This is a genomic window from Paenibacillus sp. FSL R7-0340 (assembly GCF_038002205.1).
Lineage (GTDB): Bacteria > Bacillota > Bacilli > Paenibacillales > Paenibacillaceae > Paenibacillus > Paenibacillus polymyxa_B.
In genome coordinates this window covers 660,215-677,520 of record NZ_JBBOBY010000002.1, presented here as the reverse complement: position 1 = coordinate 677,520, position 17,306 = coordinate 660,215, and the positions used below count along the sequence as shown (strand labels likewise).

Genomic DNA, 17,306 nt, shown 5'->3' with positions numbered 1-17,306 from the left:
ACAAGGAGGGGTGTCACCATGATCCGCAGCTTCTCGCCTAACCGCAGGAAAAACGGCAGTTCCTTTATCGAAGTGCGCACACGCGGCATACCTGCGGGAAAGGAGGATGAATAAATCCCGGTACGGTGTACCTTATTTTTGGCATAACTAATCACAGTAATGGAGGAAAACCACGATGAAAAAAATGCATTGGATGACGATCATCTTACTTTTGGCCGTAACGGCTTTAGCTGGATGCTCGGGTACTTCGGACAAAACAGCAAGCAACGACCCGTCCGCTACGCCTCAAGCAGATATCCCGCAAGAAATTACTGCCAATCTGGCAGGTGGGGAGCCTTATACGCTAGACCCTGCTTTCGCATCAGATACAACGTCCTACTTTGTGATTGATAACTTGTATGAAGGGCTGTATACATACGATAAGGCCGGTAAAATCGTAGAAGGCGCTGCCAGCAAAGTAGATGTATCTCCTGACGGCAAAACCTACACCTTTACTATCCGTGATGGTGCAAAATGGTCGAATGGTGACCCACTGACAGCTAAGGATTTTGAATACTCTTGGAAACGGGTACTGAATCCGAAAACAGCTGCCTACGATCCTTCTGCCCTCTACTACATCAAAGGTGCCGAAGCGTACAACACAGGCAAAGGTAAAATTGAAGACGTGGGTGTTACAGCCAAAGATGATAAAACTCTTGTAGTTGAGCTGAAATCACCGCTGAGCTTTTTCCCAACGATCGCTGTGGGTCATGCCTATCTGCCGGTAAACCAATCGGTTGTTGAGAAAAATGACAAATGGGCAGCAGAAGCGGGCACAATTGTCGGCAACGGTGCGTATGTAGCCAAGGAATGGAAACATAACGAGCAAATTACGCTGGCTAAAAACGATCAATTCTGGAACAAAGATGCCATTACGATGGCAACGATTAATTTTAAAATGGTTCAAGACTCCACAACTTATTATCAAATGTATAAAACGGGCGATCTGGATCTGATTTTGAGCCTTCCCGTGGATACACTGGATCAGGAAAAGAGCAACAAGGAATTCCTGTCGCATCCATCTTTCAGTGTGTACACCTATTCTTTTAACGTAAAACAAAAGCCGTTTGACAATAAAAAAATCAGACAGGCCATCGCCTACGCGATTGACCGCGAAGCACTGGCTACCAGCGTAACCAAAGGTGGCGAAACTCCGGCTTACGGTTATGTTCCATACGGAACAACAACGCCATCCGGCAAAGACTTCCGTGATGAGGCACCGAAAAAATACTATGAGTTTGACGCTGCAAAAGCGAAACAATTGCTGGCCGAAGGTCTGAAAGAAGAAGGTTTGACCAAGCTGCCACCGATCACCTTCAAATACAACACTTCGGACAAGCATAAAAAAGTAGCTGAAGCGATTCAGGAAATGCTGAAAACAAACCTGGGTGTTGAAGTGACACTGGAGAATCAGGAATGGAAAACGTACATTGATACCTTTAAACAAAAGAACTTCCAGATCGCCCGTATGGGCTGGGAAGGAAACTTCCTGGATCCACTCGGCGTATTGGGGCATTATACTTCCAAAAATTCGAACAACTTTACCAACTGGAGCAACCCGGAGTATGACAAACTGATCGAATCCTCAACCTTTGAGCTTGATCCGGCAAAACGCTTTGAACAGCTCCATCAGGCAGAAGACGTATTGATGGAAGATCTGCCGATTATTCCGATCCAGTTCTCTGCGGACACGGCATTAATCAGTCCTAAGATTCAAGGTATCGTATTTGATGCTCGTTCGAACCCAGACCTGCGCTTTGCGAAACGGGTCGAAAAATAATGATTTTACGTTTCGGGCTCTCTGCCCTGATTGTCGGTACTTTAGGAATTCTGTACGCCACACCCCATCTCTTGTATGGTCGTGAAAACATGGCTACTGCAAATCTGCTATTCCTGTTGGGGTTGCTGGGCTTGGTGATCGGTGCAATCTTCCACGTTCTGCAAAGCGGTTTTCTAACCCTCTTCCTGCGGGGATTTGCCGACATCAGACAGTTGTTCATTCGTCAATCCAAGGCATTACGAGAGGAAAATGAGCGTTTGCGTTCCGATGAATCTCTGTCAGCCTGGAAAACATCCATGTTCCGCCATCTCAAGGTATACACTTCGGGGTGCGGGACAGGGCTTATACTTTGCTCGATGATATTAATGGGGATGAGTTAGGTTAAAACGATTAGAAGCCTTTGGTTGGTTGGTGGGCGCTGCGCGTGCAGATTGTTCTTCCGATCGCTGTTATCCCCGGATTTCTATTGAATAGAACCTGTAAGGGTAAAATCCGGGGATAAAGGCGAACGCTTCGCTTCTTCAGAACAATTCTGCCCGCTCCGCTGGCAAACCGCCGTAGAGCTTCTACACGTTTTAGAGGTGTGAATGGTAAGAGAAAGGTAGGCCAAGTTTAAATCACTTAGCCTACCTTATTTTGTAGCTCAGGTACACATAAAAGAGAGAGTTCCGCGGAGCTAGTTCGTGGGACTCTCTCTTTTATGTTTCAATAAATCTACCATCTGCGTCGTTCGTCGCCTCTCAGGGGAAAGTCGCTCAATTCTCCGAGTTGGTCATGTGCAGCCTTATAAATGCGAAGAATAGCTTGTACCTTGTTAAAATCATTGTCTTCCGGACCGAATCCTTCCATATACATTTTTTGAATGATGTTTTGGAAGAAATCCATACGTTCGCGGACGGAATCCTGCTCGATTTGCAGTACCTCTTCAAAGCTGTGTGTCTCAGCAAAATCAGACAGCTCATCAAACTCCTGTTCCTGATATCGCTCTCCCCGAGTTTCGGGATTGAGATCAATAGAGGTACGCAGGGTTGACAATAAAATATTTTCGCGCGCCAGCATGACATGAAAATCTTTGTTCTTAAACAGATCCGTAACGATCAGACGGCACATTTCCTTGTTTTGCAGCAGAATCCCGTCAAAAGGATGCAGCGTCCACACACCGTAGTTAAAAAATAAATTAAAATTGAAGTTGCTGCTTCCATACTGATATACAATGTTGATTTTCGATTCGTCGATGATTTCAAATGAAAATTCCAGCATGCATTCTCCTTTGGGATTCCAATATTTAACTCTATCCTATCAGAAAATGCATGATTTTCAATAAAAAATTTTATTTCACAGAATCATTTAACTCCACAATTGAATCTGCTTTTTCGCTACTGACAGCCACGAGTAAATAGACAATCACACACCCTAAAATAAAGGACATCATACGCTCGCTCTCTCCTTTTGTCATTCGCTTTTTAAGAGTTTATGCACGAGAATGCTATGTATGTTCATCATGTCCTTTATTAGCTGCTGCCAAACCAAAAAAGACGCCTTTCGGAGTCATCCGGCGTCTTTTAATAGATTGGGTCTATTATTCTACATTGTCATCAGTTCAAAAACGAGCTTAAACCCTCAGAAGAATTGCTATCCTTCAGTGTTTTGGATGGTTCTTTCCCTTCGATCCCCAAGCGTTGGCTAAGGTTGGCATTGATTGCTGTCATTTTACTTGTGTAATCATGGCAGCTTTCAATAATTTGGCGATTCGATTTTTCAGACAGATCCAAAGCAGATACCAAATCACCAATCGCCTGATTCACAGCCTCCAGTGACATAGAAGGCTTGCTAAGCAGATCTGTCGTTCTCTCGGTCGTCGTTTTGAGAAGCTTCGCATTTTCCTTGAATTGATCTTCAATGGTACGGTTGGTCGCATCGACGGCTGAAATGATTTTATCCTGATCCGCCAGCGCCATCGCGATCATAGCCGATACAGTGATCAGATTCGATGTTTTATCAATCGCATTATTTACAGAATCAATCAGTTTATCATTGTTATCATTAATAATATCCGTTGCTGCAATCGCCTGATTGTATAACAAAATCATTTCTGTCATCGACTGTGTACGAGTAACCACCTTGCGCAATCCCCGCTCCAGATGTGGCTTACGGTTTTCGTTTTCCGGCTTGGCAATCTCGGTCTCAAACAGTTCTTTCAAGCGATTACCAAAGGCAATCTTCGTCTGTAAATTGTAGATTTCTTCAATGGAAGCCTTCTTCAACTGTCTCATGCTGACGATGTTTTCTTCCAGATTATCCTTACCATCTCTCAAGGCAGTAATGATTTTCTCGATGTTCGTCTTCACCGACTGATACTTGTAAATGTAGTTCTTTAACGGGCTTTTACGCAGGAGCTTGCCAAAAAAGCTCATATTTTTGCTCTGCTGGAGCGTTTCGCATTCATCACGCAGCTTTAAGATCATATTGGATACCTCAGCCCGATCACCGGACATGAGGTCGTTTACCGGACGATCCAGCATTTTAAGGGTCTGCCCCGCACGTTCCTGCGTTTTAACCCCCAACTTACCGATATCATCCATTAAGGTATCCAGGCTCATGACATCGCTTTGTGATACCTTCTGAATCAGCTGTGAAGCCTCCTCAGTCACCTTTTGTTCATCTTCTTTTTTCAATTCAGCCCATGGGGTCGCCATACGCTACCTCCTATTCTGAAAACAACTGTTACCCAAGTCTAATCGTTGTTATTCAGAGCAGCTATACTGCTACTTTTTTTATTTTCCCAAAAAATCGCCTACAATTCGGAACTGCTATATCGCTGGTGAATAAGCTCCGCTTTGCTCTGTAATTCCAACAGATCCTTATGCTCCACCGTAGATACAATTACCGATATTTTGCTGTCCACATCCCGTAATCCGTTTAATAACGTCCTCCGGTTAGTCCGCTTCGCATCGCCGCTGAGCCGAAGAAACGGATTAATCAGTCCGTTCAAATCCTTCAAAATCAATCTCCGAACCGTATGATTCACTTCGCTGTTGTTCAGTTCATGCAAAAGTGGAATGACCCGCTGCAAACGTGCAAATAGAGCCAGCGCCTTCTCGACAATCTCGTTATCAAGCGCATCCTTCTGTCCCTCGGAGATCACCATATCCTCCAGTACCTCCAAATACTCCATCACCTGAGCAAATTCACTGCTCACCTGAACTGATTGACGTACTTGTCCTGTCATAGACTCCGGTCGAACGGCAGCTTCCTTTTCATGCTGATGTGTCTCAGCGACCTGCTCCTGCACCACCGGAATCACGGAACCGGTCAGATTGGGGCGAGGATGGCGAATAGCCATGATGGCGCTGTATCCTCCCAAACCAATGATCGGAATCGCCAAACACACAAACAGTGGCAACCAAAAACTTAGTAAAAGCGCAATCAGGTAGCTAACCACAGCAATCGTGGCACCCCACATTTTTGACGTCATAGCTTGTACCTCCTGACGTAAACCCTTACCATATTGTAGAAAACAATATTTGTGTGTGTCAATGTACGGATTTACGTATGGTGATTGGCTGCTCGATATGACTGGCTAAAATGTCGTATTGCGGATGAAGTGAACCGATCTCATGACCCAAAGCCGATTTCACCGCTAGATAAGGAAAATTGATACCAGACAAACATGATACATGAAGTCCTCCGGACATCCGCGGATTGATCTCTAGCAGCTTGGCATGCTCGCCGTTATATTTTACCTGAATGTTATAATTGTACGGAATGTGATACGCCTCAGCGACCTTCTGTGCCACCTCCAACAGCTGGGGATGCTGCTCCAGCAGCCGTAATCGTCCTCCTGCCTTCCTACGCGGAACTGCCGCTAGCAGCTTTCCGTTCCGGTCAGCCAGGCAGTCAATACTGTATTCGTATCCCTCCAGCAGCTCCATCACCATCAGATTGGGAAATGATTCTGTGGATGACAATACGCGGTGTGCTTCCTCGAACGAAATATGATTCAGCGCATGGCCGAACAGTTCCTCCAGCGGATTACGTTCATTGTCGATGATACGAAAGCCCATTCCGCCTTCTGCATTACATGGCTTGAAGCATACCTTATGCCCACGTGCTATTAACGACTCATATGCCTGTTTAAACTGCTCGGCATTGCTGGCAATGGCATAATCGGGAATCGTGACAATTTCCTTTTGACGAATGGATTCATAAAACAAATCCTTTTCCATCAGTTGCTCCAGCAGTTCGGTATCTTGGCATACCATCACTTTTGTCCCAATATCATCGAACAAATAAAGATGCTTGCTAATATCGAGCATATTCCACCGTGGGATAAAGACATCAATTCCGTGCCGCTTGCAAAAATCAGCGCAAAATTGTGCGTACTCCACACCACTGGTGCGAGGCTCTACTTCAGCCACATCACTGGCCTGTAGCGCCATGTGCTGCGGATCTGAGTGTGTCGCATAGATCTCGAACGGAATACCGTCCTCATTGTTACGAATAGCATTCATATAATGATACGCCACTGAAAACCAGCGATTAAAATACACCTTAACCTTCTTCACAGAGCCACGTCCCCTATCTATTCTGAAAATGAAGTTTGAGCTGCGAACACACTCCGGTGTATTGCATGAACATACGCCATGATTTCGTCCGCTGCATACACCCCCGACACTTCTGTAAAACGGTAATTGACCTCCAGCTTATCCCGCAGCTGTTCCCGATACAATTCACCATGACGGGGAGCAATCGCATAATCAGCATAGTCCAGCAGACATCGGTCCAGCAAAGAGTCACCGGACGCAACCACAGCCCCTCCATTCGTGAGATTACGGATATGCTCCACGGCTGCCTGTTTATTCACCGCCGCAGGCACCAGATATATCTTACGACCTTGAATGGATACCTCCCAGCCCATTTCACGCATGATTCGCGCCTTCTCCAGCACCTGTTCCAGCGGCATACGATCCCGTTCAATCATGAAAGCATAAAATAACTCGTCGCAAAAGCGTTCGTTTACGACCCAGTCTTCATCCAGCACCTGTCCGAACACCTGACGTGCTTCTTCCGCATGAGCACCATCACGGCGTACTTGTTCATGAATACGCCGATTCCACTCTCGATCCACCTCGCCTCCGACGATGATGTTTCCACCATTACTCGTCACGGCATATGCGGGAACCAACTCCGTCTGAAACACAGTGATTCGTCTATACTGTTCTATCGTCCGAGTCGTCACGGGCATAAACATCACATCTTCAGGCAGTGTCTTTAGCAATTGCAGGGCTTGTTCAGAAATAAAAGCCGACGTCGCCCCGTCTATCTGTTCCGCAGGCAACAGACCAGGGGATTCCAGCGGTACGCCAAGCGAACGTTTGGAGTAAATCAGTGTCTGATCCAGATCACTTGCGTAGATCATTCTTGTCCCCCCTTGAGCGGCTTGATAATTCCGCAGCAGGAATAAGTCAATCCTTCAAATACCTCTACAGGCACTCCACGATCCTTTGCCAGCAGCATAATATGCTGAAGATTCGGATTATCTTCGCGGTCAATCAGAATTTTCCACGGCACTCTGCGCAGCAGTACACGAGTCGTCTCCCCCACTCCGGGCTTGACCAAATTGATATCCCGAATACCAAATGCCTGCTGAATCGCCTCAATATCCCGTAAGCCCTGCCATGTCACCGCAGGCGGATTCAATGTCATTTGTTCAGCATATGCAACGGCCGTTTCAGCCACGTCTTGAAAGTACCCGGATACCGTATCCACAAACGTATTGGACTGATCCACTGACCGCCAGGATTCATAAAATTTGGCCCCATGGAAATCGTCAGGGCCTATGAGATCGTCGCGTAATACCGTCCGACTCATCAAACCTGATACAGTCGAATTCAGACAAGCACTTGGAATCAAATAATCTTCTCGTGTACCAAAGGTTTCTGAACATCTGCCCGGATCGGCCAGCACCGCCAGATCATCATTTAGACGCAACCCGTAATCCGCGTTCATCTCACGACAGGCCTCAATCAATACCTGGCGAATCGCCCCTTTCCCCGTCCAGCCATCGACAAACTGAAGTTCAATCTCCAGTCCATGCTGCTGTAAAATGTATAAAATCGCATTCCGGTCAATGCCTTTGCCACGAATAATAGAAATGCTGTAATGCGGCAAGGATACGCCATACTTCCAGTCAATATAACGCTTGATCAGGATACCAATGGGCGTCCCTGCTCTGGCAAGAGAAACAATCGCCGTGTTCAGGCCTCTTTTTCTCACAATCATCTCAGCCACAGAAGCTGCCGCTAATGCAACCTTTTTGGCAGATTGGGCAAGCGTTTCGTGAAACAGTGCAATATACTCTGCTGTGGGCTCGTATTCCACTGGCAGCATTTCTGAATAATGGACTCCCGACTGAATCGCCTCTTCACGATCCTCCGTCCCTTTTTCCAACGTAACCCGGCTCAAATCCTTCAATAAAAAAGTGACATCCGAGGCAGGATAACTGCCCCGCGGTTCGGGCGGATGAATGTTCTTCTGCTGTATTTGCTCCATGAGTGCTTGCTTCATATCCGCGCTCCTTTACTCTCCTGACTAGTTAAACCGTTAAAATAAACGACATGCACTTTATCGCAGCCCAGACGGGTCAAAGCCTCCAGCATGGGGTTCATCCGCTCTGGGTCCGACTCCCTTTCCATCAAAACGAATATTTCGTCATACTGACCGGGGTCTACATTATAAATAAAATTGCGTATCGTACTGTCCTCAGGTGATGGATATGTCACACCACAAGCGACTCCATACCCTTCTTCGCGGTGGGGATACACCGGGCTGCGTGTCGTCGATTGAAAATACACATCCGGACCTAACTCTGCTGCAATCCGCATTGGAATGTACATGAATTCCCCCGTGCCCATAACCAGCGTGCGTTGCCCAGAACGAAGTTCGTTCAGTCGTTCAGCTGTACGCGTGATTTCTTCATCCAACGCTGAATTGTCAGCGGATTGTAGACCAAAACGGCCTGTATATTTTAGATAAGGAGCTGTATTCGCGTATCCGTCCGTTGACATGGAACTGTGTACTACCCGCTCAAAACCGGAAGTATCCTTTTCAAAACGGTGGTCAATTATCCCAGAAGCGTCTTTATTAACCTCTGCCATGCTAGTGGCTGCATGTTCTGGGTGCCCAGCCTGTCCAGCATATTCTGCGTGATCCAATATGGGTACTCCCTGTACCTCAATCTTTCCTTTGAGCAAGCTTAAAGGCGTAATCGTAATGCCTAGCTCTGCCTCCAGATCAGTGAAAGCCTGCTCATCGCTGTCTGTCCGCCAATCCAATAATGAAGCAATCACATACTGCTTACGCGGAAAATGCTCCTGAATATCCCGTATGATATTAAGCGTTGTTTTTCCCGTCGTAATTTCATCATCTACCAGCACAATCGGGCCATCTCCCGCAAAAGCATCTTCATCCAGTGCATAGCAACGATGGTCAACAGCGTGCGAATGCTCTTCTTCAAACCGAATAATAGGCCGAAGGCCCGGAATATCCTCGCGCGTCGTATGAATATACGAGGCTCCGTCGTCAAACAACCGATACATGCTGTGTCCCAATGCTGTAGCCGTCTCGGCAAAACCAACAAACTTGATCGGCTCCGTAAAAGCAAAAGCTAGACGTTCATCCATCAGCTTTCGGTAGGCCTCTTTCGCATAGTCCGGGTCAAGAAGTCCTCTCACGGCCTCTCCAATCAGTTCATCCATTTGTTGTCCTGCCTGCGGGACAAGCTCCTTATATAGTAGAATCGCCAGCGCCGCACCACTGAGCAGAGAAGTGTATGGGTTTACCGGAATATGCTTGCCCAGCACCTTGCTGACAAACAAAAACGAACGCTTTTTATTGACCCGTGCCGCCATCGCAAACAGCTTGTCCACAGGAAGGCGGAATGGATTATGCGTCTCCGTAATTTTAACGCTGAACTGCTCCAGGATTGGCAGCAGATGTGTTTTCGTGGTTGGGTAAGAGACTGACAAAATGTTGTTGTTCATGTAACACCCCGTATACTTTTGATCTATTGATAATACGATGAGCCCAATTCAAATGCGGCTTAATTTCATTCATTTTGTTGGCATAGGTACTTTTGAATACACCCAGACTACCGTCGTTACGCTCAACAATTTCAAGTGCATCCATATACTCTTCATGTGTCACCGCATACATGGCCTGTACCGGTTTAATATGGGAGGGATGAATAATCGTTTTGCCGATAATCCCATTCTCTTTGTCCATCATGACTTCTCGAATCAGTCCGTCTACGGCATCTGAGATGAAGTCCATCCGCAAGTGTCTTCCCGGCTTTCCAAGTGCATCTTCGAAAGGAGACACTCTTAATTGAGGTTTAAAGACACGTTCTCGGTGAGAGAAATATTCCCATACAGGACCGGAAATGACATAATTTGAGCCCACGCGTCCAAACAAGTTAATAATATCTGCGATGCAATCCCGAATGACGGCAATTTCATAAATCGTAATATCCGGGCTGCGTCTCAAGCCATACAGACTGGAGAAATCGGTTGCCCCAATTCGTACATTGAGCACATATTCCTGGTACTCGTCTAAAATTTCTTTAATCGACAGTAGCTCTTTCCAGCGAGTTTCCCGATAAATAATTTTGGAGCTTTCAAGAATCGGTAATCCGTACAGCACAGGCATGTCGCTTGCGTTTCCTGCCCCTGTATGCATATTCCGGTTATATTCGGAAATGAGTGCAAAATACGCCCGTCCATTATCAGAAGAGAACTTAGGTAAGACAAAGCCCGTGAGCAGCGACAAAGATTCACCCAAACCGTTCAGCAGTCGTTCCAACTGCTCCACAGAGCGCACACGTACAAATAACAAAGGTAATTGCTGTTCACTCATCATCCCCGTCCGTACATAGGATAATAGTTGAAGCAGTTGCTGTGCCAGCGATTGTTCTGCCTGTCCGACCTGCTGATCCCCTATAGCATCCTCCAAATCCAAAATGACCGTAGTTAGTCCTTCATGTTTTCCATTTTTGATCTCTTCCGCTACTTCTGAACGGGTAGCAGGCATGTACAAAGCTGCTCCTATCGCATAAGCCAATATACTTTTGGGAGAACGGTTATGAAACTCCAACGGTGGAGTATAAAAGATCGCTTCTACTTCCTCAGAGGTTAAATCATTAAAATATTTCAGGGCCCTTCCCCTCCTCTTGCTCTTTCTTGCCTGACTGAAGCCCTGTGCTTCGGGTATAAAAGAAATCCCCCCTTAGTTTCAGGAGGGATTTCGCTATACTTTGTACATTAAGCCTCTTTGTCGGCCTTTTTCTTTCTTTTCGCCGAGCTGATAACCATTGTGCCTACAAAGACAGCAATCAAAATGCCGAAGAATAAAACCTGCGACATATGAAAGCCAAAAGCAGCAGCCAGCATTTTACCCCCGATAATGGCGATCATAATAAAGGCTGTCTGTTCCAGTTCCGGAAATTTATCAATGAGCTTGAGGAACACTTGAGCAACACCACGCATCATCAGAACGCCGAGAATACCACCCAGGAACAGAACCCATACTTTCTCGCTCACACCGAAAGCGGCAATGACGCTGTCAATACTGAAGGCAATATCCATTAGTTCGACCATTAATACGGTTTTCCAAAAAGAAGTAGGTTTGTTTTTCACTTCTCCATCACCTTCGGACTTGAATAAGCCCTTATAAGCGATATAGAGCAGATAAGCCGCACCCAGTACCTTAATCAGTGTGAACTTAATCAGGAATGTACCCAAGCCGATAGCCAGGAACCTGAATATATACGCACCCAAAATCCCGTAAAATAAGGCTCTCTTCTGTTGTTCCTTGGGTAAGTGTTTAACCATAACTGCGAGAACCAAGGCGTTATCCGCCGATAAAAGTCCTTCCAGCAAAATGAGAGTTCCTATAATCCCCCAACTCACTGGATCAGTAAGCGTAGCTACAACATCACTCCATGAAAAGAAATGGCCATAGTTTTCGCTGATATTTTTAAACAAATCATTCAACATGAAAAGAGTGCCTCCGATAATTCAATTTATTTGCTACCCTGCGACCAGCGCATGCCCCAGTTATAGGCCCGATCCAACTCACGATGACCGCCATAGAACTGCACGAGTCTTTCAATGCTGAACGTTTCATCGTTTACATTTTGAATCATGGCAATCGCACACATCCCTTTGCGATTGTCATGTTCATTCATGTGAACGATAATGTCCGGCCCATCCTTCTGGTACAGCGTGACTACCCCGTCCGCTTGTGACCAGTTCGTGACTCCTTCATAGATGAAGGTGAATACCAAAATTCGCTTAATTTCAGAAATTTTAGCACCATTAATGCGAAGATTTTCCCCTGTTTTCACAGAGCCTGTACGGTCGTCGCCATCCAGAGCAATGTACGGGAAGCGATTTAGAGAACCGAAAACTTCCCCGAGCGCCTGCACAACGCCTTTATCTCCGTTCTTCATCTCATACAAGCAGCCCAGATCCAGATCGACACCCTTGGAGCCGCGATTGAAAAAGCCCTTGCTTTGCTGCACCTGATTCCAGTTCAGATTGATCAGGATTTCACCCAATCCGCCTGAGCCTTTTTTCAGGTTGATGGTGTCGCCCTTCTTCTTCAGCTCAATTTTCCGCAGATTCAGATTCACCGGTGTTGCAGATGGCTCTGGCTTCGGAGCAGGTGGTACTGGTGGCGGCGTTGGTGCTGGCCGAGGCGCTGGAGACGGAGGTGTAGGCACTGGCGTGGGAGGAGCCGGACTGTTTTCCACTTCAATCCCAAAATTAACGCACAACGCATCCAATCCACCGGAAAAACCTGCGCCAATCGCGTTGAATTTCCATTCCCCGTTATGACGATACAGTTCCCCAATGACAATCGCCGTTTCCACTGTAAATCCACTGTCCAAATTAAACCGCAAAACCTCTCCGCTAACCGGATGAGCAAAACGAATGAACCCACCTTGAACCTGTCCAAAATTTTGCCGTTTCTGATCCGCATCATAAATCGTTAGCGTAAACGCAATCTTCTCGATGTTTGCAGGAATTCGCGTCAGATCAAGGGCAAATTGCTTTTTGTCACCGGACTGTTGTCCGTCTGAATAGGTGATAAAGGGCGTGGTCGGATTGTTGTAAAAAATTAAGTCCTCATCGCCCGATACTTTTCCTCCAGGACCCAGCAAAAATGCCGAAGTATCCAGCTCCAGAGACGCTGGGGACTCCCAGCCAATCCCTACGTTGACATGGGTCAGGCCCGGATTTGTTTTCGTCAAATCCGCCTTCTGTCCCTTTACTACGATAACAGCCATGATTGTGTCACCTTTCTGTCCGTTTGTCATGTGTCAGCGTACGCTAATGTAATAGCTTAAAAAGAAAGGGTAGCGCCCTATGGACACCACCCCAAGTGGATATTATTGAGCGTCCAAGCCATAGTTTTTAGCAAGCGCACCCAATCCACCAGCAAAGCCACTACCGATAGCCTGGAATTTCCAGTCTGCATTCTGACGGTAAAATTCACAGAATACGACGGCCGTTTCGGTGGAGAAATCTTCTCCCAAATCGTAGCGCAGCACTTCACGATCCGTTGCCGCATCTACCACACGTACAAAAGCATTGGACACTTGACCAAAGTTTTGCGCGCGTGCCTCGTAATCATAAATGGTAACCGTGATCCCGATACGGTGGATGTTCGCAGGAATCTTCGAGAAATCAACGATGATTTGCTCGTCATCCCCATCGCCCTCACCTGTGCGGTTATCGCCTGTATGAGTAACCGATCCTGCTCCGCCTGTCGGGTTGTTGTAAAATACAAAATCATCCGCAGCTTTGGCTTTACCGTCTTCATAAAGTAGGAAAGCCGAAGCATCCAGGTCAAAGTCCGCGCCACCACTGTATTTATTCGTATCCCATCCAAGACCTACAACGACACGAGTCAAGCCGGGATTCGTTTTGGTCAGATCAATACGCTGTCCTTTGGAAAGGCTAATGGTCATTCCGCATACCTGCTTTCTTTGTATAGATTTTTTACGCCAAACCGTAATCGCGCGTCAATCCTGCAAGACCATCTTGGTAGCCGCTACCAATGGCATTGAACTTCCACTCACCGCTATGACGATACAGTTCGCCTACAACAACGCCTGTTTCGATCGAGAAATCTTCTCCCAGATCAAAGCGGACCAATTCTTCATTGTTTGCTTCGTTTACAATACGAGCGTAAGCACGGGACACTTGTCCAAAGTTTTGGCTGCGTTCTTGTGCTTCATAGATTGTAATCGTAAAAGCGATCTTTTCAACGTTAGCTGGCACGCTACCCAGATCAATTTTAATTTGCTCGTCATCTCCGTCGCCATCACCTGTGCGGTTATCCCCTGTATGAATGACAGAGCCGTTCTCATTTTGTGGGTTATTAAAAAAGACAAAGTTCTTATCGGATTCTACTTTACCTTCCGCATTAGCCAAAAACACGGATACGTCCAAGTCAAAATCTTTACCGCCATCGTATTTGTTTGTGTCCCAACCGAGACCAACTGTGATTTTAGACAAACCTGGATTTGTTTTCGTCAAATCGATTTTTTGACCTTTGGATAAGTTAATTGCCATGAGTAAGAACCCCTTTTCACATTAAGTTTTGTATGAGCAACCTAAAATTACATATAACGCTGAGCCAGCACATCAATATGTACGGCATGGGTTCCTTCACCGATTGCAGCAAACTTCCATTCGTTGTTATGACGATAGAGTTCTCCACAGACCAGTGCGGTCAGCCCTTCATAATTATCAGATAAATTAAACGTCACCAGTTCCTTGGAATTAGCACCATCCAGAATACGGATATACGCTTTCTCGATCATGCCGAAGTCCTGTTTCCGGTTTACGCAATCATATATATTCACAACAACAAGCACTTTGTCGACATTGGCAGGAATACGTGCCAGGTCAATCGCAATTTGTTCATCATCACCGTCGCCTTGTCCGGTCAAATTATCACCGGAATGCACGACAGAGCCACATGGACTTTTTTTATTGTGGAAACACACTACGTTATCTGACTGAGTCAGTTTTCCGTTGGCGTCCAGCAAAATGGCAGAAGCGTCACAATCAATATTGGGTTGCTTCTTGAAGCCAAAAAATCCTTTGGACTGTACAGGGTCCCATCCCAATCCTGCTATAACCTTGGTTAGTCCTGTGTTTCCCTTGGTCAAATCAATTTTCTGGCCCTTGACCAGATTAATTACAGCCACTGATTAACACACCTCCCTTCCGTAAAATTTACAGACTAAATTCAGACGGATTCAAACCAAGCGCGCCGCAAATCTCAGCCACAATTCGCTGCTCATTGGTATCAAAGTCACCATCAGCTGCGCCAATAGCGCTACATACGCCAACGACGAGTCGGCCTACTTCAGGCTTGCCATTCAATTTACCAATCGCCTTCAGTGCTTCCTGTTTACCGATTTGAGGTGAAAATTCAAAGTTCGCTACATAGTGATTGAAACGGTTGATGACCTCACCCATATCAAACACTTTCAATTCTTCACTGATATTTATGTATCCGGCCATTTTTGTTTTCTCTTCCGGACTAATCGTACCGTCAGCAAATGCTACTAACGCACAGCCTGCAACAACAGCTTCCATAAAATCTTTATTCTTAAACTTCTTAACTTGGTCTCCAAGTCCTTTTTTAGTTGTATTCAACCAATTTTTAAATGTACTCATGTTTCCCTCCACAATTACGTATTTGGGTAAAGGTATCCTAGTTAATTTCTTCCTTTACTATAACCTGAATTACGATCTTTTTCTACAATAATATACAAAAATACGGTAAATCCGATCTATTTATTATTGGTATCCTCTCTATCTTTAGCCCTATTTTCTACATAAAATCCTCTCTTCCATCATCCATCATTTGGTACCCCAATTGCAAGTCTGTGAAATGGTAGAGTTGATAGAAAGGCACAGCCTTCCAATTTCAACAGAAGCACTGTGCCTTTTACCATAATCCACGGTTTATCCATCTATAAATTTAGTTCTACTAAATTTGCACTTCTCTTTGGATATGTATTCTATCTATTTAATATATCGGTTTTCCGAAAAAATTGGTAAACCAAAAAATCTACAGACTTCTCCAGCTAGCGAGTTTACAGTTTCCACCTGCTGCTCACCTGTTCCAGAAAAAAAGACTGTAGATTTTATAGATACTCCTATTCACGCTATTATCGTTCACAGCTCAAGACCTAGTTATAATCCTCCCAATAGCGATACTCCATTTCATTCTCACCTTTGGTGACGATGATCATATTTTCAATATGTCCGGTTTCTTTATTCGTTCGGTAGATCATGGTACGAGTTTCGCCCTCATCGGGTACAGAGAAGAGTACTTTGTCACTGAGCATGCCGCCACCAATGCCGACGACGTGTTCCCCCCACCCGGAGGCTGCGCCAGAACCGATGCCCGAACCTGCCCCACTAACTCCAGCCCCGCGCGACAAAATAAGACCTATTCCATATCCGGTGACGGTCTGGGCCGTTTTACCTAGAGCGTGCTCTCCGGCTGATTGGGTATGCTTTTGGACCCAGTAATCGTATTTATCCGTATTTTGCTCATAACTCACAACATTCCCTTTTTTATCGATAGATATATCCGTTTTGCTTCCGTCTTTACCTGTCAGTTCGGTGACGGCGACAAGGGAATCGGATGTGATCTTGGAGGTCTCTCCTGTATTGTAATCTGTACGGGGAACTGAGTCCTCATATTGCAGCCGCAGGACATTCATCTGGTCATGAATTTTCTGCATAACCTGCTTGTCGCCGATGGCCTCGGCGTTTTTCAGCAGTTCCTCATATTGATGATATTTATCCGCGTCTGCCTGATCCCATTTGTCTATGTTTTTGGGCTGTTTGGCAATTTCACCATCATGATCTCCAGCCTCTCCACTGCCTGCCAGCGCTGCGCTAGCGTTCATTGCCGCTGCTAGGGCTGTCCAGAAGCCACGTGTGCTTTCACCATCCGCATTTCTAAACTTCGAAGCGATGCTTTTCAGCTCAATTTCAATGGATTGAACCTTATTTAATACAGAAGAAAGTGTATATTTAGCCGTACGATAGTCATTATAAAAACGATTCCTCTCCATACCATCCCACTGGCTGTGAAGGCGGTTCATTGTGCTATCCAGGCCGTTTAACTGGTTATACAGTGTGCCGTGGGCATTGGCAAATTGGGAGGCCACGCTGTCCAGCTGCTCCGGTGTGACTTGGATTTTTGTCATGGTGATCACATCCCATCTATGAAAATAGGAGATAGAAATTATATTTTACAGTAATCCTTATTTCATATTGTAAGCTATAGAGGTCGGACATTCATGAGGATTTATACGTATTTGTGTATTCAGAAGCAGTTCCTTTGATATAATGAATCCATATGAGTTTATTTCGACAATACATTATTGAAA

The 17,306-nt window shown here is 45.7% G+C and carries 17 protein-coding genes; 2 read left to right on the top strand and 15 right to left on the bottom strand.

What is annotated here, in order from left to right; genetic code table 11:
* Positions 1-175 precede the first annotated feature (175 nt).
* Both MKX59_RS25900 and MKX59_RS25895 read left to right on the top strand, forming a co-directional pair.
* The gene (locus tag MKX59_RS25900) at positions 176-1,819 is read left to right on the top strand and encodes a peptide ABC transporter substrate-binding protein (RefSeq protein ID WP_071559136.1); all 1,644 of its coding nucleotides are present in this window, start codon (positions 176-178) and stop codon (positions 1,817-1,819) included.
* Positions 1,819-2,199 carry a DUF3899 domain-containing protein gene (locus MKX59_RS25895; RefSeq protein ID WP_053324728.1) on the top strand — a complete coding sequence of 127 codons (381 nt, stop codon included), beginning with the start codon at positions 1,819-1,821 and terminating at the stop codon, positions 2,197-2,199. The genes MKX59_RS25900 and MKX59_RS25895 overlap by 1 nt, the downstream gene beginning before the upstream one ends.
* 334 nt (positions 2,200-2,533) lie before the next feature.
* On the opposite strand, the gene MKX59_RS25890 is transcribed toward MKX59_RS25895, so the two are convergent.
* The 15 genes from MKX59_RS25890 to MKX59_RS25820 all read right to left on the bottom strand — a co-directional run bounded on the left by MKX59_RS25890 (position 2,534) and on the right by MKX59_RS25820 (position 17,123).
* Positions 2,534-3,079 carry a hypothetical protein gene (locus tag MKX59_RS25890; protein WP_023987205.1) on the bottom strand — a complete coding sequence of 182 codons (546 nt, stop codon included), beginning with the start codon at positions 3,077-3,079 and terminating at the stop codon, positions 2,534-2,536.
* A 335-nt stretch (positions 3,080-3,414) separates the two neighbouring features.
* The gene (locus tag MKX59_RS25885; RefSeq protein WP_013308980.1) at positions 3,415-4,515 is read right to left on the bottom strand and encodes a toxic anion resistance protein; all 1,101 of its coding nucleotides are present in this window, start codon (positions 4,513-4,515) and stop codon (positions 3,415-3,417) included.
* A 98-nt stretch (positions 4,516-4,613) separates the two neighbouring features.
* On the bottom strand, positions 4,614-5,294 hold the full coding sequence (locus MKX59_RS25880; RefSeq protein ID WP_028542074.1) for a hypothetical protein: 681 nt from the start codon (positions 5,292-5,294) through the stop codon (positions 4,614-4,616).
* 58 nt (positions 5,295-5,352) lie between these two features.
* Complete coding sequence (locus MKX59_RS25875; RefSeq protein WP_023987201.1) at positions 5,353-6,384, bottom strand: ATP-grasp domain-containing protein; 1,032 nt, start codon at positions 6,382-6,384, stop codon at positions 5,353-5,355.
* Between the two features lie 17 nt (positions 6,385-6,401).
* Complete coding sequence (locus MKX59_RS25870; protein WP_023987200.1) at positions 6,402-7,238, bottom strand: HAD family hydrolase; 837 nt, start codon at positions 7,236-7,238, stop codon at positions 6,402-6,404.
* Positions 7,235-8,386 carry a cysteine protease StiP family protein gene (locus MKX59_RS25865; RefSeq protein WP_340859396.1) on the bottom strand — a complete coding sequence of 384 codons (1,152 nt, stop codon included), beginning with the start codon at positions 8,384-8,386 and terminating at the stop codon, positions 7,235-7,237. Before MKX59_RS25865 ends, MKX59_RS25870 begins: the two co-directional genes overlap by 4 nt.
* Entirely contained in the window at positions 8,383-9,729 is a 1,347-nt protein-coding gene (locus tag MKX59_RS25860) for a phosphoribosyltransferase family protein (RefSeq protein ID WP_023987198.1), read from the bottom strand. The genes MKX59_RS25865 and MKX59_RS25860 overlap by 4 nt, the downstream gene beginning before the upstream one ends.
* Positions 9,730-9,781: 52 nt before the next feature.
* On the bottom strand, positions 9,782-10,969 hold the full coding sequence (locus tag MKX59_RS25855; RefSeq protein ID WP_068938761.1) for an HpcH/HpaI aldolase/citrate lyase family protein: 1,188 nt from the start codon (positions 10,967-10,969) through the stop codon (positions 9,782-9,784).
* Positions 10,970-11,136: 167 nt separating this feature from the next.
* On the bottom strand, positions 11,137-11,871 hold the full coding sequence (locus MKX59_RS25850) for a TerC family protein (protein WP_023987196.1): 735 nt from the start codon (positions 11,869-11,871) through the stop codon (positions 11,137-11,139).
* Between the two features lie 26 nt (positions 11,872-11,897).
* Positions 11,898-13,166, bottom strand: coding sequence for a TerD family protein (locus tag MKX59_RS25845; protein ID WP_023987195.1), 1,269 nt, complete (start codon positions 13,164-13,166; stop codon positions 11,898-11,900).
* 102 nt (positions 13,167-13,268) lie between these two features.
* On the bottom strand, positions 13,269-13,850 hold the full coding sequence (locus MKX59_RS25840; protein WP_023987194.1) for a TerD family protein: 582 nt from the start codon (positions 13,848-13,850) through the stop codon (positions 13,269-13,271).
* Positions 13,851-13,881: 31 nt separating this feature from the next.
* Positions 13,882-14,457, bottom strand: coding sequence for a TerD family protein (locus MKX59_RS25835; RefSeq protein ID WP_023987193.1), 576 nt, complete (start codon positions 14,455-14,457; stop codon positions 13,882-13,884).
* 47 nt (positions 14,458-14,504) lie between these two features.
* Positions 14,505-15,098: a TerD family protein gene (locus MKX59_RS25830; protein WP_013308969.1), complete on the bottom strand. Its 594-nt coding sequence runs from the start codon at positions 15,096-15,098 to the stop codon at positions 14,505-14,507.
* A 28-nt stretch (positions 15,099-15,126) separates the two neighbouring features.
* Positions 15,127-15,573, bottom strand: a complete 447-nt coding sequence (locus MKX59_RS25825; protein ID WP_023987192.1) for a tellurite resistance TerB family protein — start codon at positions 15,571-15,573, stop codon at positions 15,127-15,129.
* Between the two features lie 518 nt (positions 15,574-16,091).
* The gene (locus MKX59_RS25820; protein WP_053324723.1) at positions 16,092-17,123 is read right to left on the bottom strand and encodes a WXG100 family type VII secretion target; all 1,032 of its coding nucleotides are present in this window, start codon (positions 17,121-17,123) and stop codon (positions 16,092-16,094) included.
* Positions 17,124-17,306: the final 183 nt, after the last annotated feature.

Bases quoted from the DNA above. Each gene is read 5' to 3' on its own strand.
- MKX59_RS25900 (WP_071559136.1), top strand. From the start codon at position 176: ATGAAAAAAATGCATTGGATGACGATCATCTTACTTTTGGCCGTAACG.
- MKX59_RS25895 (WP_053324728.1), top strand. From the start codon at position 1,819: ATGATTTTACGTTTCGGGCTCTCTGCCCTGATTGTCGGTACTTTAGGA.
- MKX59_RS25890 (WP_023987205.1), bottom strand. From the start codon at position 3,079: ATGCTGGAATTTTCATTTGAAATCATCGACGAATCGAAAATCAACATT.
- MKX59_RS25885 (WP_013308980.1), bottom strand. From the start codon at position 4,515: ATGGCGACCCCATGGGCTGAATTGAAAAAAGAAGATGAACAAAAGGTG.
- MKX59_RS25880 (WP_028542074.1), bottom strand. From the start codon at position 5,294: ATGACGTCAAAAATGTGGGGTGCCACGATTGCTGTGGTTAGCTACCTG.
- MKX59_RS25870 (WP_023987200.1), bottom strand. From the start codon at position 7,238: ATGATCTACGCAAGTGATCTGGATCAGACACTGATTTACTCCAAACGT.
- MKX59_RS25865 (WP_340859396.1), bottom strand. From the start codon at position 8,386: ATGAAGCAAGCACTCATGGAGCAAATACAGCAGAAGAACATTCATCCG.
- MKX59_RS25860 (WP_023987198.1), bottom strand. From the start codon at position 9,729: ATGGCGGCACGGGTCAATAAAAAGCGTTCGTTTTTGTTTGTCAGCAAG.
- MKX59_RS25850 (WP_023987196.1), bottom strand. From the start codon at position 11,871: ATGTTGAATGATTTGTTTAAAAATATCAGCGAAAACTATGGCCATTTC.
- MKX59_RS25845 (WP_023987195.1), bottom strand. From the start codon at position 13,166: ATGGCTGTTATCGTAGTAAAGGGACAGAAGGCGGATTTGACGAAAACA.
- MKX59_RS25840 (WP_023987194.1), bottom strand. From the start codon at position 13,850: ATGACCATTAGCCTTTCCAAAGGACAGCGTATTGATCTGACCAAAACG.
- MKX59_RS25835 (WP_023987193.1), bottom strand. From the start codon at position 14,457: ATGGCAATTAACTTATCCAAAGGTCAAAAAATCGATTTGACGAAAACA.
- MKX59_RS25825 (WP_023987192.1), bottom strand. From the start codon at position 15,573: ATGAGTACATTTAAAAATTGGTTGAATACAACTAAAAAAGGACTTGGA.
- MKX59_RS25820 (WP_053324723.1), bottom strand. From the start codon at position 17,123: ATGACAAAAATCCAAGTCACACCGGAGCAGCTGGACAGCGTGGCCTCC.